Origin of the sequence: Francisella philomiragia (genome assembly GCF_018135955.1) — a bacterium.
GTDB lineage: Bacteria > Pseudomonadota > Gammaproteobacteria > Francisellales > Francisellaceae > Francisella > Francisella philomiragia.
In genome coordinates, this window is sequence record NZ_CP063138.1 from 1,637,504 (window position 1) to 1,651,471 (window position 13,968).

Below are 13,968 nucleotides of genomic sequence, written 5' to 3' on the forward strand. Positions count from 1 at the left end.
AAGACTAGGGGCCAAAACTGACCACTAGTCATAAATTTCTAAAAATTATAATTTAGAATTTTATTATTTAAGCTCAACTTTAGCGCCAGCTTCTTCAAGTTGCTTTTTAAGAGCTTCAGCTTCATCTTTAGATGCAGCTTCTTTAACTGTGAAAGGAGTACCTTCAACAGCATCTTTAGCTTCTTTAAGACCAAGACCAGTAGCGCCTCTTACCGCTTTAATAGCAGCAATTTTATTTGAACCAGCATCAACTAAAACAACGTCAAATTCAGTTTTCTCTTCAGCAGCTTCAGCAGCAGCAGCTGGAGCAGCAGCAACAGCAACAGCAGCAGCAGCAGATACACCAAATTTTTCTTCCATCATTTTAACTAAATCACATACATCCATTACACTCATTTCAGCAACAGCATTTAGGATATCTTCTTTTGTTATAGACATTTTTATAACTCCTATTTATTTAACAATTAATTCTTTTTTAGCTTTTCTATAAGCCAGTGCAATTATTTACTATCTCCAACAGCAGCAAATACTCGTACCGCCTGAGACGGAATCTCATTAAGAGTACGAACAAACTTAGTAACTGGTGCTTGCATAACATTAAGTAATGTAGCAAGTGCCTCTTCCCTAGTAGGAAGCTTAGCAAAGTCATCTAACTTTTCAGGACCAAACAGTTCACCAGACATAGCTAAATTTTTCACTTCAAAAGCATTATGATCTTTTTGGAAGCTTTTAAATAGCTTAGCTGCTGCACCTGGCTCATCCTTAGAAAGAGCAAGAACAAGAGGACCTTTAAGAGCATCACCAAGACACTCAAAATCAGTTCCTTTAATTGCTAAACGTGCTAAGTTGTTACGCACAACTCTTAAATAAACTCCAGACTCACGAGCTTGCTTTCTTAATGAAGTCATTTCATTAACAGTCAAACCACGGTAGTCTGCTACTGCTGCAGACAATGCTGAGGACACTTGTTCAGCAACTTCAGCAACAATTGCTTTTTTATCCTCTATTCTAAGTGCCATATCGACTCCTTATTTATTGTCCACACTTTATTTAATTAACACGATATTTAGACCAAAAAAGGTTGTCAACATCGTCTGCGTAGGATAAATATTAAGCCAAGCAAGCTCGACTCCTACGGTCTTTGATCGTTGCATTTTCATACAACCCAAAGAAATTGCAAAGCAGTATATTATATATTTAAATCCGAAAAGTCAACACTTATTCCTGGACCCATTGTACTAGATACAGAAACTTTCTTCAAATATATACCTTTTGATACTGATGGCTTTGCTTTTTTAAGATCAGTCAATAGCTGCTCTAAATTCTGTTTTAAAGCATCACTAGTAAAGTTTACCTTACCAATAGTAGTATGAATTATACCTGCTTTATCGACTCTATATCTAACTTGACCCGCTTTAGCATCTCTAACTGCTTTAGCAACATCCATAGTCACAGTACCAACCTTAGGGTTCGGCATAAGACCTTTAGGACCAAGTATTTGACCAAGCTGTCCAACAACTCTCATTGAATCTGGTGAAGCGATAACAACATCAAAGTCCATATTACCTTTTTTAACTTCATCAGCTAAATCTTCCATACCAACCACATCAGCACCAGCTTCTTTAGCAGCATCAGCAGCAGGACCTTTAGCAAAAACTGCTACTCTAACAGTTTTACCAGTACCATTAGGAAGAACAGATGCTCCTCTTACAACCTGATCAGATTTACGCGGATCAACTCCCAAAGCAACAGATACATCTACTGATTCAACAAATTTAACAGATGAAACATCTCTTAAAATATCAAAAGCTTCTGATACAGGATACTTTTTCTCAGCATCAATCTTAGCTGAGATTTCTTTCATTCTTTTTGAAATTTTAGCCATTACTCAACCCCTTCTACTTTTACACCCATACTACGTGCAGAACCCGCAATAATTCTTACAGCAGCATCAATATCTGCAGCTGTTAAATCAGGATCTTTAACCTTAGCAATCTCTTCTAATTGCTCACGAGTAATAGTACCAATAAAATCTTTTGAAGGATTTGATGAACCAGACTTAACCTTGATAGCCTTCTTAATTAAATAAGAAGCTGGAGGAGTCTTCATTTCAAAAGTAAAACTACGATCACTATACACTGATATTTCAACAGGTATTGGCATACCAGGCTCCATACCTTGTGTCTTAGCGTTAAATTCCTTACAGAATCCCATAATATTAACACCGTGCTGACCCAATGCAGGACCAATTGGTGGACTAGGATTCGCCTTCCCTGCTGCTACTTGCAACTTAATAATAGCTTCTATTTTTTTCTTAGCCATTTATTTTTCTCCAAATTTAGGTTAATAGCACTTATATAAAGATATAAGCTCCCCACATCCTAGTAAATCATTACTAAGATTCTTTTTCAACCTGTGAAAACTCAAGCTCAACAGGAGTAGATCTACCAAATATAGATACCGCCACTCTTAATCTTGATTTTTCATAGTTAACTTCTTCAATAACACCAGTAAAATCGTTGAAAGGCCCTTCAAGAACTCTAACAACTTCTCCAACATGATAAGTTTTTCTCAATCTAGGTTCAACCGTAGAAGTACTTCCCTCTACAAATCCTAATATCCTCTCCACCTCAGCCTTACTTAATGGAATTGGCTTACCTCGTGAACCAACAACAGTTAGCACTCTAGGTACAGCCTTTATGATATCCCACGCTTCCGTAGTTAAATTAGCCTCAATCAAAACATATCCTGGAAAGTACTTTCTTTCACTCTTACGTTTTTGACCACCCTTCATTTCAACAACATTCTCAGTTGGAACAAGTATTCTACCAAAGTTTCCTTTTAAGCCTGCTATTTCTATATTTTCTTCTAGCTGAGTTTTCACTCTTTTCTCATAACCTGAGTGCACTTGCACAACATACCAAAGCATATTTATATCCCTTTATTAACCCAGAAAATACTGAATAAAACTCTCAAATATAACACCAAATAAAGATATTATTAGTGCAAAAATTATAACAACCACTATGACCATAGCCGATATCGTCATCGTCTCCTTGCGTGTAGGCCATACAACCTTTGCCAACTCAAGTTTAGACGCCTGAAAAAATGCCCAGAAGCGACGCCCTTGATTCGTAAATCTTGCAACAACTAAAGCCACCAAGACCACAATAACAGCTAAAGATGTATTATAGGAGCTATAACTCCCACCAAGCACATCAGAGTACATAGTGACCGCAACACCAAAGACTATAATTGCTGCTGAAACTACCCACAACAACAAGCTACTTGACTTAGAAATCTTCTTGATTTCGCTAGTCTTTGTAGCACCACTGACCCACACTTTATTTAAACCTTGATTTTTTTTCACAAGATATCCCTTTCTTAAAAAAGTATTTACATAGAGAAATTATAAACGTAGCCAATAAAATATCACACCAAATAAATAATATCAAGAAATAAAAAAGGCGATGTTGCAAAAGTCACAACACCGCCTTAATTATGTGGCAGGCCAGGAGGGACTCGAACCCCCAACTTGCGGTTTTGGAGACCGCTGCTCTACCAATTGAACTACTGACCTATATTTTTTGTTAAACTATCTATTATTCGATAATTTTAGCAACAACACCAGCACCAACCGTTCTACCACCTTCACGGATAGCAAAACGTAGACCTTCATCCATAGCGATTGGGTTGATTAAAGTGATAGTCATCTTAATGTTATCACCAGGCATTACCATTTCAACACCTTCTGGCAACTCAACAGCACCAGTAATATCTGTAGTACGGAAGTAGAACTGCGGTCTATATCCTTTGAAGAATGGAGTATGTCTACCACCTTCTTCTTTAGAAAGAACATATACTTCAGCTTCAAACTTAGTATGTGGCTTAATTGAACCTGGCTTACATAGTACTTGACCACGCTCAACATCATCTCTCTTAAGACCACGAACTAGGATACCTACGTTATCACCAGCTTCCCCTTTGTCAAGAAGCTTACGGAACATTTCAACACCAGTTACTGTAGTTTTTTGAGTTGGACGAATACCAACAACTTCAACTTCATCACCAACATTGATCACACCACGCTCAATACGACCAGTCACAACTGTACCACGACCAGAGATTGAGAACACATCTTCAATTGGAAGAATGAATGGCTTAGCAGTATCACGCTCAGGAGCTGGAATATAATCATCCATAGCAGCAACTAGCTCAACAATCTTCTCAACATACTGCTCTTCACCTTCGATAGCTTTAAGAGCAGAACCCATAATAACTGGAGTATCATCACCAGGGAAATCATACTGATCAAGAAGCTCACGAACTTCCATCTCTACCAACTCTAGTAACTCTTCGTCATCCACCATGTCACACTTGTTCAAGAAAACAACTATATACGGTACGCCAACTTGACGAGAAAGTAAGATGTGCTCACGAGTTTGTGGCATAGGACCATCCGCAGCAGAACATACTAGGATAGCGCCATCCATTTGAGCAGCACCAGTAATCATGTTTTTAACGTAGTCCGCGTGTCCTGGACAGTCAACGTGAGCATAATGTCTATTTGGAGACTCATACTCTACGTGAGAAGTATTAATAGTAATACCACGTGCCTTTTCTTCAGGCGCATTATCGATCTCATCAAACTTACGAGCTGAACCACCGTTCTTTTCAGCCATAACTTTAGTGATAGCAGCAGTAAGAGTAGTCTTACCATGGTCAACGTGACCAATTGTACCTACGTTTACGTGCGGCTTCGAACGTTCAAATTTTTCTTTAGCCATTTCTATGCTCCATTTTTTTTCAACAAAAAACAATAAATTAAATATGGTGCTCACAACCAGACTTGAACTGGTGACCTCTCCCTTACCAAGGGAGTGCTCTACCAACTGAGCCATGCGAGCTTATTAATAATGCTTATTTTATAATTTATTTTAGGTGGAGCGGGTGATGGGAATCGAACCCACGCTATCGGCTTGGAAGGCCGAAGTTCTACCATTGAACTACACCCGCATGGTGGAGGGAGCAGGATTCGAACCTGCGAAGGCTGAGCCGTCAGATTTACAGTCTGATCCCTTTGGCCGCTCGGGAATCCCTCCCCTAAAACTTTTAGATAACTATAAAGTTTATTTGACTAAAAATCAAGCTTTTTTATGATAATTTGCACTTTGCTTTGCAGAAACAACTTATCTAACAAAAAACTAAGTTTATATTACTATGTGTAAATATAAATGTAAAGCCATTATAACCTTTTTTATAAAACTATACATGTTTTTTGTGCTCTTGTCATAGCTACATATAATATTTGGTTTCTCTCCGTATAGTTCTTGTTTAATACAATATCTTTTAAAAGTATGAATACTTTTTTATAAGTTGATCCTTGTGCTTTATGAGCTGTAACAGCAAAGCCATAATCTAAATCCTTCTTTATTACATTGCTTTTTGCTCTTAAGCCACCATCAGAATACCTTTCGATATCAATCATTAATAAGTTATTTTTGCGAAACTCATAGTAAGTTGACCACAATCTATCGCCTCTAGCAATTTTTAATAAATTATCGTGAATCTCAGCATACTCGTTGAGGTTTTCACTACTATCTGAATCTATTATAAAAATACTTTTCTCATCAAAGCCTCTATAAATCTTTGCTTTCTCATGTACTCTTACCGTATATCCAAACAGTCCATTTATATTTTTTTGCCTATCTGAAACCTCCACCACCTTATAATCTACACAATTATTTATCAAAAAAGATTCTTTAGTACTAGCTTTTATCGCTCTATAACCTATTAGGACATCCCCTTTTTCTATTAAATTAGCATTTTCTCCAAAAACCAAATTCCTAATTATCCTGTTTGACTGCATAACCGTTCTATTACGCCAAGCTATTAATTTTGCATAATTTAAATCAGCTTTTGCATAAGAGGAACCAAAAACTTTTTTAATCTCATCTCTAAATTGATCACTTGAATTAACGAATAACACACCTTCGCCATCTTTGTTCAGCATACTTTCTTTTTTATCCAAAAAGATTGGTAACTCTTCCCCGACATTTCTAAGTTGCTGACTTAGCTCTGCTATAGGATTATCATCAGATTGACGCATAAGTTGCGTAAGTTCATAGTTATTCTCTAACTGAAAAATTGGACTTTCTTGATCTCCTACAGGAGGTATTTGTGCTTTATCTCCCAAGAATATAACCTTAGATGATAATGACTTAGTAATTTCAGCATCAATAAGTTCAAATAATGATTTATTTATCATGCTTGCTTCATCTATTACTATCAAATCATAGTTTTTGATAGTAGCTTTATTAATTTGCCCAAAAACAGGTTCATTAGGGTTAAAATCAACAAGATTTATATCAGGTTGCAATCCAAGCAAAGAGTGAATCGTATACCCAGGTGCAGAAGTTGATTGTGAAATAACAGCATTTGCCTTACGGGTTGGTGCTGAAACTATTGCTCTCTTAGGATACTCATCCAAGATCTTCTTAACAACAGTAGTCTTACCTGTACCTGCATATCCTGAGAGTAGAAAATAAGTATCTTTACTCTTAAGGAATTTTTTTATATGACTAATCGCTTTTATTTGCTGATTATTGAGAATTATTTTTTGACCATTTGGCGTATATAAATAATTTTCGGAATTAAGAAAACTTTTTTGCATTACTTATTTTCTGATTCAGAGAATCTTGTAATAACTCTAGAAAGAATTAAATTATTTGGTACAACAATTTCATTATCGTTTTCATCATCAAGTTTTGTATACAAAAATCCAATTGACTTAATCCGACCTTTGACACCACCTAAATCCACCTTTTCACCTATTTCAAAAGGCTTACTAAATGCAAGCATAATACCAGATGCGATAATATTATAGGAAGTTTTAAGAGACATAGAAATACCAAAAACAATCCCTGTCAAAACTCCTGTCACAGGCGATATAGGCACTCCAAGTTTCGCTAGTGCGATTACTACAACTAAAACTAAAAAGATAGTATAAACAACACTAGATAAAAATTGCGATACTGTTTTATCGTAGTCTTCAAGCAGACGATAAACTAGTTTTTTGATATATTTAGATATCCAAAAACCTATGACTAAAATTAAAATTGAAATAAGTAAATTGATCCAAAAAGAACTTCCAATATTAATTTGTTCAAACATTTTTTTTACTCTCCATATATATTCTTTTTGCTCTAGTAAGCATAAAAACTGCTATACAACTAAGCACTATTGATACTGAAGCAAACGAAATCTCTTCGATAGCTACTTCATGTTTCACAACCCCTGTCATAGCGTTTAGGATAAATACACCATTCTCCACAATAAATAATGCCATACTTATAGCAAAAGCGGATAAACATATAGAAAACCTGTATAAAAATGCCGATATTGTAAATAATAACAATAATGGATAGATAACTATCTGCAAAGCATCTATAAAAAAATGTCCAAATGCTGCAACACAGTCAAAATTATATTTTATTGTAAATATATATATAAAAGCGAATACAAAAAAAGTTGCAAACAATATTAGAGCATCTCTGCTAAAAACATTATCATTAAAATCAATGTATCTCTTTCTTGAAAACAAAAGTCCACACACTGTAATAAACGCAGCACCAGAAATAAAACCATCGTAAGAGAAAGTATTTTCTAGATAAATGTGATGAGCAACATATCCATAACTACCCATCCCAAATAAAGATACTGAAAAACATATCCAAAACGCCACATCCCAAGGTTTTCTTTTTGCAAAGATATAGCTTAAAATCACGCAACACAAGAATAGCATAACTGAAATAAACAGCCTCAAAAGATCATCAGCTAGTAGTGGTAGATAAATCATCTCACACATTTTATTAGAAAACTCCTTTTGTCTTCAGGAACAGATATAAACCTGTAGCAATGACACTCCCTAAAATAGGACCAAGTATCGGCACCCATGCATAGCCCCATTGAGAAGAACCTTTTCCTTGTATTGGCATAATAGAATGAAATAATCTTGGACCAAAATCTCTAGCAGGATTTATAGCATAACCAGTCGTTCCACCTAATGACAAACCAATCACAACCACAACAAATGCAACTGGTATACCACCTAAAGCACCCATATCTATCGGATATGCTGTCGCAATTGCTGGATCGCCAACCTGGACAACTACTCCATGCATCGCCAATATTGCTAAAACTAAAACAAAAGTACCAATAACTTCACTAGCAAAATTAGACGGCAATTGTTTGATAGCCGGAGAAGTACAATGTGTCGCCAGCTTCAAGTCTGTATTATCAGTGGCTGAATAATGAGGATAGTACATAGTCCAAACAAGTAACTGCCCAAGCATAGCTCCAATAATTTGACTAACGATATATGGAGCCACCCAAGACCATGAAAATTTGCCAGCTAGAGCAAGAGCTATCGTAACCGCCGGATTCATGTGAGCACCACTAATTGGGCCTGCAACCAACACTCCTATAAACACTGCTAATCCCCAAGCCAATGTTATAACAATCCAACCCCCATTATGAGATTTAGTTTTATTTAAAACCACTCCTGCTACAACACCATTACCTAAAAGGATAAGTAACATTGTACCTATTACTTCTGCTATACATGCTTCTAACATAATTACCCCAGCTATTTACCGTTTTTTCTTACCGATTGTTTAATCAAACTCAAAACATACTCGAAATCATTATCAAAACCTATTTGAATCTCATAATCCCCATTACCTAAGTGTCCTATATTTGACATATCTCTAGCAATTTTCTTAGGATCATCCAAACTCCCTATTGGTAGGTTTATCCATATTTTTAATGCTTTTTTCTGAACTTGCACATCAATAATATTTTTAACACCAACAAAAGCAATATAATGCTTATTTGGTTTAATATCGATATCTCCAAAATTTAAAACAGCAACCTTAAGTTGCATATAAAGCTCTTTTATTTCATCAGAAGCTTTAGACACAAGATCTTCTTCAGAGTAAACTTTAATTTCTTTACTAACACTATCTATAGCATTATCTTTTTTAGATATTGTTTTTATACTCTCTTGTGAATCCGTTTTACGGATCTGCTCATATGAAATAGTTTTATTTTCATATCTTTTAACTTCCCATAGCTCTATAGGTAAGTCTTTAAAGTTTATTGCTTCTCTCTGATAATTTGTAAAAGCTTGAGATATAAATATAACTCTTGACTGAGACCAATCAACATCTTTCCTATTTAATGACTGCTCTGAACCCTCGTTATACTCTAAAATAAAGTCTGCTTTATTATTCAACATTAAAGATAAATAAGCATAACCCTGATCAATGACACTAAAATTCTTGTCTCTCTTGTATTCGATAATCACAAAAGACTTTGTGTCTCTATCAAATGCGAGAGAGTCTATCCTAAAGTTATTAAGGGCAAACTCTGACTTAACAAGCTCTAAGCCAAAAACAATTTGAATGTTATCTTCTGTTAATAGCTGGATCTCTTTTTCTAATCGAAAAGGCTTCTCTTTTATATACTCTAAAGATTTATCAATTTTAAATAGTGCCACATCAAAAACCCTTATTTATACAACTCATCCACATCAAAGTTTTTAGCAAACTCTTTAAAGCTAGTAACTTGTTGATCTTGCCATGATTGATCTTTACCAAGCTCTTTTGCCATAAGCTCTGCTACTACTGGAGCTGCAGTAATACTAGCTTTGATATCTAAAAACGCCGCCCTAGTACGACGTGCCAATACATCTTCGACACTTTTAGCCTTTTCAGCTCTCACATGATAAATCACTTCCGCCTGATAGTATGGTAAATCACTATGTAGCAACTTATGATTATCTAACTCTTTTTGAATGGTTTTGATATCTTCAGCATTTTTGCCATAAACTTTTAAAGGGTATGCATCTTTTGGCTCAATAGCATCAACAAGTAACTCATCAGAAGTTTTGGATATTTTTTGAGCGATTTTTTTGGTTTCAATGAAATCTAAAACATCTTGCCCCATTCTTCTAAAGATTGTCCATTTACCACCAACAACACTTATTAAGCCATCCTTTGACTCTACAATTTCATGTTTACGTGAGATTTTTGCTGTATTTTTAGCATTCTTTGGCGATACTAGAGGCCTTTGACCACAATATACAGACTTAATATCCTTAATAGTAGCTTTTGTTTTTGCATACTGATTAAATGTCTCTAGGATAAAGTCAATCTCAGATTTTTCTGCTCGTGGTTCAATACTTGGAGCCTCTTTCTTTATATCTGTTGTACCTACTATTAGATGATTATGCCAAGGTAAAAAAAACAATACTCGACCATCCTCAGTTTCTGGAATCAAGATTGCATGCTCGGTAGGAAACTTTTCTCTATCAAAAACAATATGCGTTCCTTGAGCAACCGATACATATTTATGAGAATCTTGCTGATTCGCTATATCTATAGTTTTATCAGTAAAAGTACCAGTAGCATTAACAATGTGTTTAGCTGTAAATTCTTTTTGTTCCCCCGATAAAGTATCTACAACTTTTACAGTATCCAATTTTGAATCTGTTGAGCTAAATATTTTTTCTACTTTATGATAGTTAAGAGCGACACCACCTTTAGCTTCAAAAGTTTTCATCAAAGAAATCAAAAGCCTAGTATCATCAAATTGACCATCGTAATACACTAAGCTCTTCTTAAGTTTTGAATCATCGATATTTGGCAACACTGCTAATGTTTGTTGTTTATTAAGATTATAGCTTTTGCCAATTTTATATTTACCTGATAAAAACTCATACAACTTAACACCAATTGTATATTTAACTGTCTCAAAATAGCTACGCGTTGGGATCAGATAAGATTGTTTATGAGTTAAATGTGGGGCATTATGCAAGAATGAAAATCTCTCTTCCAAACCCTCCTTTACTAGAGCAAAATCAAAATTCTCTAGGTACCTTAAACCACCATGTATCAACTTAGTCGATTTTGAAGATGTACCTTTACCAAAATCATAAGCCTCTAAAAGTAGAGTTTTATAGCCTCTTGAAACCGCTTCAATAGCACAACCAAAACCAGTTGCACCACCACCTATTATTATTATGTCGTATTCTTTTTTCATTTATATTTAAAATCTTTGTATTTAAAAACTATTTGCTCTCTTGTCGAGCTACCTTAAATCTAGCCAATAAAATATTATTCAGCCCAAGCCATACTTCTTTGAACTGCTTTTTTCCAGCCTTTGTAATCATACGCTACAGTTTCAGGATCTTTTTTCGGCTCAAAAGTTTTTTCTGTTGTAAGAATAGTCTTAAGTTCTTCTTTATCTTTCCAGAACCCTACAGCTAGACCTGCCAAGAATACCGCACCTAAACCTGTAATCTCATTAATTTTAGGCTTAGAAATTTCTGATTGTAAGATATCTGATTGGAATTGCATCAAGAAATTATTTTGCACTGCGCCACCATCGACACGAAGACCTGCCAAATCAAGACCGGTATCTTCTTTCATACAATCTAAAACATCCTTTGCTTGATAAGCTATAGCCTCAAGAGCTGCTCTAATAATATGCTCACGTCTAGTATCTCGAGTGATACCAACAATAGTCCCACGAGCATACATATCCCAATATGGCGTACCAAGTCCAACAAATGCCGGCACCAAGTACACACCATCAGTTGAGTCTATTTTTGTTGCATAGTACTCACTATCCTCTGCAGAACGTACAAGACCTAGACCATCTCTAATCCATTGGATAACTGCTCCTGCAATAAAGACACTCCCCTCTAAAGCATAAGTTGGTTTACCATCCTCAGCCCAAGCGATTGTAGTCAGTAAACCAGCATCAGAAAATACAGGCTTGTCACCCACATTCATTAGAGCAAAGCATCCCGTACCATAAGTATTTTTTGCCATTCCTTCTTCAAAACAGCAGTGTCCAAACAATGCTGACTGCTGATCTCCAGCAACTCCTGCTATTGGAATTCGTGCACCTCCTAGAGTGCTAGGGTGTGTATGTCCAAAATCACCACTCGAAGATCTAACCTCTGGCAATATTGATACTGGAATATCTAAATACTCTAGAATTTTTTTGTCCCATTCAAGTGTATTGATATTGAACAACATTGTTCTTGAAGCATTTGAAAAGTCAGTAGCGTGAACTTCACCCTTAGTTAAATTCCAGATTAACCAAGTATCAATTGTTCCAAAAAGTAAATCTCCTTTTTCTGCTTTTTCTCTAGCTCCGTCAACATTGTCTAAAATCCATTTGATTTTTGTAGCAGAGAAATACGCATCAACAATAAGACCTGTGTTTTTACGGATATGTTTTTTAAGATCTTCATTCTTGTTAATTTCATCACAAATATGCGATGTTCTACGACACTGCCATACTATAGCATTATATACTGGTTGACCTGTATTTTTATCCCAAACTACCGTCGTTTCTCTTTGGTTAGTGATACCAATCGCTGCAATATCTCTAGGAGAAACTCTAGCATACTCAAGAGCTTCTCTAACAATACTGCTTTGTGATGCCCATATTTCCATTGGATCATGCTCTACCCAACCACTTTTTGGATAAATCTGTGTAAATTCTTTTTGTGCTATTTTTTTGATATTGCCTTTTTTATCAAAAATTATTGCTCGTGAACTAGTAGTACCTTGATCTATTGCTAATATAAATTGCTTGGACATGAAAATTCCCTTATAAAAAATAATAAACTTCTAAAAAGATATTCTAAGCTTTTTTCTCTTTAATAAAAAGAGACAATAATACAGATAAAAACATTAATATAGGCAAAATGAATAACGAATATTTAAAAGCTTCTAACTGTCCAAAACCATAGTTTTCAAAAAATGAAACCATATATCCAACAAATGGCTGAAGTACAGCACCACTTAAAGGTATAAATAGATTAACTGCAGCAATACCAGTAGCTATATACATTGGACTAATGTGTTGGCGCAAAATTGTAAAATTAAGAACATGAGCTGCCTGCATACCACCCCATAACACACACAGTATACACATAATTATTGGATTAACATGCAAATATACAACCGCTATAACGATAAATAAACCAAAAATTGAAGCCCAAGTAAGTAAGGCTTTTTGTTTGTTTAACAATGTTGCTATCACTCCCCATAAAGGGCTAAAAATTGCAATCCCAATAAATATCATAGATGATGCTAAACCAGCGTAATGCTCAGGATATCCATCCAAACTTAAGAATCTATAACTCCATAAATCTGCAAAAATAGCTGTCGTACCATAAATTGTGAAACAGAAAAATCCATTTAGTAAAATTTGCTTTATCTTAAAAACTATCGGAATATCTTCAATCTTAGTATGAGTGTCAGCTAATTCATCAGTATCTGTCTGATTATGAGGTTCTTTAAATGGTATGAAAAATAATACACTTAAGAACATAATTATTGAAACAACAAGAATCCCAGACATTATCACTTGAATACTAAAATGGTTTGCTAGAATTACTAATGGTAAACCCGTAAAAGTACCTGCACCATACATAAGCATCTGAGTTGCTCCCGTGAATAGAGGAAAAGTTCTTTTAGGAAGCCATATAGCTATCGCTTTTAGTGCAGATAAAAAAGCAAAACCACCGCCAATACCAGCTAATACTCTATATAAAATAAGATACTCTGGAGATGTAGCCATAGTTGCAATAAGAACTCCTATAGAGAATATCAAAGTACTTATTGCCATAATCTTTTTGACACCAAATTTATCAAGCAAAATACCAGCTGGAAGTTGTGAAGCAACATACGCCCAGTAAAATGCCGAACTTAGTACGCTAATTTGTTCAGCTGTTAGATTATATGGATCTGTGGAAAAATCATTGTAAAGTGAATTCCCTGAAGCTCGAATTATAAATTCAAGCGCATAGAAAAACGCACATATAAACCATATTGTAAAACCGGCTCTTGTAATTTTTTGCATAATTTGAAACATATAGAACTAATG

General features: G+C 35.2%; 15 protein-coding genes and 4 tRNA genes. All 19 read right to left on the reverse strand.

Annotation, left to right across the window (positions count from 1 at the left end; translation table 11 throughout):
* Positions 1–63 precede the first annotated feature (63 nt).
* The 19 genes from rplL to IMS64_RS08095 all read right to left on the reverse strand — a co-directional run bounded on the left by rplL (position 64) and on the right by IMS64_RS08095 (position 13,944).
* A complete protein-coding gene (gene rplL / locus IMS64_RS08005; protein ID WP_004287059.1) occupies positions 64–438 on the reverse strand; it encodes a 50S ribosomal protein L7/L12 in 375 nt (124 codons plus the stop codon).
* Positions 439–500: 62 nt separating this feature from the next.
* Positions 501–1,019, reverse strand: coding sequence for a 50S ribosomal protein L10 (rplJ, locus tag IMS64_RS08010; RefSeq protein WP_004287058.1), 519 nt, complete (start codon positions 1,017–1,019; stop codon positions 501–503).
* 170 nt (positions 1,020–1,189) lie between these two features.
* Positions 1,190–1,885, reverse strand: a complete 696-nt coding sequence (gene rplA, locus IMS64_RS08015) for a 50S ribosomal protein L1 (RefSeq protein WP_012280432.1) — start codon at positions 1,883–1,885, stop codon at positions 1,190–1,192.
* Complete coding sequence (gene rplK, locus IMS64_RS08020) at positions 1,885–2,322, reverse strand: 50S ribosomal protein L11 (protein WP_012280431.1); 438 nt, start codon at positions 2,320–2,322, stop codon at positions 1,885–1,887. The genes rplA and rplK overlap by 1 nt, the downstream gene beginning before the upstream one ends.
* 73 nt (positions 2,323–2,395) lie before the next feature.
* Positions 2,396–2,929, reverse strand: coding sequence for a transcription termination/antitermination protein NusG (gene nusG / locus IMS64_RS08025; protein ID WP_211490378.1), 534 nt, complete (start codon positions 2,927–2,929; stop codon positions 2,396–2,398).
* A 15-nt stretch (positions 2,930–2,944) separates the two neighbouring features.
* Entirely contained in the window at positions 2,945–3,370 is a 426-nt protein-coding gene (secE, locus tag IMS64_RS08030) for a preprotein translocase subunit SecE (RefSeq protein WP_035736956.1), read from the reverse strand.
* A 134-nt stretch (positions 3,371–3,504) separates the two neighbouring features.
* Positions 3,505–3,580, reverse strand: a tRNA-Trp gene (locus IMS64_RS08035).
* 22 nt (positions 3,581–3,602) lie between these two features.
* Positions 3,603–4,787 (reverse strand): elongation factor Tu, encoded by a 1,185-nt coding sequence (gene tuf / locus IMS64_RS08040; protein WP_004287053.1) that lies wholly within the window; start codon positions 4,785–4,787, stop codon positions 3,603–3,605.
* 44 nt (positions 4,788–4,831) lie between these two features.
* Positions 4,832–4,907 (reverse strand) — tRNA-Thr (locus tag IMS64_RS08045).
* A gap of 35 nt (positions 4,908–4,942) precedes the next feature.
* Positions 4,943–5,016 (reverse strand) — tRNA-Gly (locus tag IMS64_RS08050).
* 1 nt (position 5,017) lies between these two features.
* Positions 5,018–5,102, reverse strand: a tRNA-Tyr gene (locus tag IMS64_RS08055).
* Positions 5,103–5,257: 155 nt separating this feature from the next.
* Complete coding sequence (locus IMS64_RS08060) at positions 5,258–6,673, reverse strand: ATP-dependent DNA helicase (protein WP_211490379.1); 1,416 nt, start codon at positions 6,671–6,673, stop codon at positions 5,258–5,260.
* Positions 6,673–7,173 carry a mechanosensitive ion channel family protein gene (locus tag IMS64_RS08065; RefSeq protein ID WP_012280428.1) on the reverse strand — a complete coding sequence of 167 codons (501 nt, stop codon included), beginning with the start codon at positions 7,171–7,173 and terminating at the stop codon, positions 6,673–6,675. Before IMS64_RS08065 ends, IMS64_RS08060 begins: the two co-directional genes overlap by 1 nt.
* On the reverse strand, positions 7,166–7,867 hold the full coding sequence (locus tag IMS64_RS08070) for a hypothetical protein (RefSeq protein WP_211490380.1): 702 nt from the start codon (positions 7,865–7,867) through the stop codon (positions 7,166–7,168). Before IMS64_RS08070 ends, IMS64_RS08065 begins: the two co-directional genes overlap by 8 nt.
* A 4-nt stretch (positions 7,868–7,871) precedes the next feature.
* On the reverse strand, positions 7,872–8,636 hold the full coding sequence (locus IMS64_RS08075) for an MIP/aquaporin family protein (protein WP_211490381.1): 765 nt from the start codon (positions 8,634–8,636) through the stop codon (positions 7,872–7,874).
* A gap of 11 nt (positions 8,637–8,647) precedes the next feature.
* A complete protein-coding gene (locus IMS64_RS08080) occupies positions 8,648–9,559 on the reverse strand; it encodes a DUF5655 domain-containing protein (RefSeq protein WP_004339889.1) in 912 nt (303 codons plus the stop codon).
* Between the two features lie 11 nt (positions 9,560–9,570).
* Entirely contained in the window at positions 9,571–11,103 is a 1,533-nt protein-coding gene (locus IMS64_RS08085; protein ID WP_211490382.1) for a glycerol-3-phosphate dehydrogenase/oxidase, read from the reverse strand.
* A 74-nt stretch (positions 11,104–11,177) separates the two neighbouring features.
* On the reverse strand, positions 11,178–12,677 hold the full coding sequence (glpK, locus tag IMS64_RS08090; RefSeq protein ID WP_211490383.1) for a glycerol kinase GlpK: 1,500 nt from the start codon (positions 12,675–12,677) through the stop codon (positions 11,178–11,180).
* Positions 12,678–12,720: 43 nt separating this feature from the next.
* A complete protein-coding gene (locus tag IMS64_RS08095; protein WP_211490384.1) occupies positions 12,721–13,944 on the reverse strand; it encodes an MFS transporter in 1,224 nt (407 codons plus the stop codon).
* Positions 13,945–13,968: the final 24 nt, after the last annotated feature.

Coding starts and splice junctions, on each gene's coding strand:
- nusG (WP_211490378.1), bottom strand. CDS start 2,929: ATGCTTTGGTATGTTGTGCAAGTGCACTCAGGTTATGAGAAAAGAGTG.
- IMS64_RS08060 (WP_211490379.1), bottom strand. CDS start 6,673: ATGCAAAAAAGTTTTCTTAATTCCGAAAATTATTTATATACGCCAAAT.
- IMS64_RS08065 (WP_012280428.1), bottom strand. CDS start 7,173: ATGTTTGAACAAATTAATATTGGAAGTTCTTTTTGGATCAATTTACTT.
- rplL (WP_004287059.1), bottom strand. CDS start 438: ATGTCTATAACAAAAGAAGATATCCTAAATGCTGTTGCTGAAATGAGT.
- rplK (WP_012280431.1), bottom strand. CDS start 2,322: ATGGCTAAGAAAAAAATAGAAGCTATTATTAAGTTGCAAGTAGCAGCA.
- rplJ (WP_004287058.1), bottom strand. CDS start 1,019: ATGGCACTTAGAATAGAGGATAAAAAAGCAATTGTTGCTGAAGTTGCT.
- IMS64_RS08095 (WP_211490384.1), bottom strand. CDS start 13,944: ATGCAAAAAATTACAAGAGCCGGTTTTACAATATGGTTTATATGTGCG.
- IMS64_RS08085 (WP_211490382.1), bottom strand. CDS start 11,103: ATGAAAAAAGAATACGACATAATAATAATAGGTGGTGGTGCAACTGGT.
- IMS64_RS08075 (WP_211490381.1), bottom strand. CDS start 8,636: ATGTTAGAAGCATGTATAGCAGAAGTAATAGGTACAATGTTACTTATC.
- rplA (WP_012280432.1), bottom strand. CDS start 1,885: ATGGCTAAAATTTCAAAAAGAATGAAAGAAATCTCAGCTAAGATTGAT.
- glpK (WP_211490383.1), bottom strand. CDS start 12,677: ATGTCCAAGCAATTTATATTAGCAATAGATCAAGGTACTACTAGTTCA.
- IMS64_RS08070 (WP_211490380.1), bottom strand. CDS start 7,867: ATGTGTGAGATGATTTATCTACCACTACTAGCTGATGATCTTTTGAGG.
- tuf (WP_004287053.1), bottom strand. CDS start 4,787: ATGGCTAAAGAAAAATTTGAACGTTCGAAGCCGCACGTAAACGTAGGT.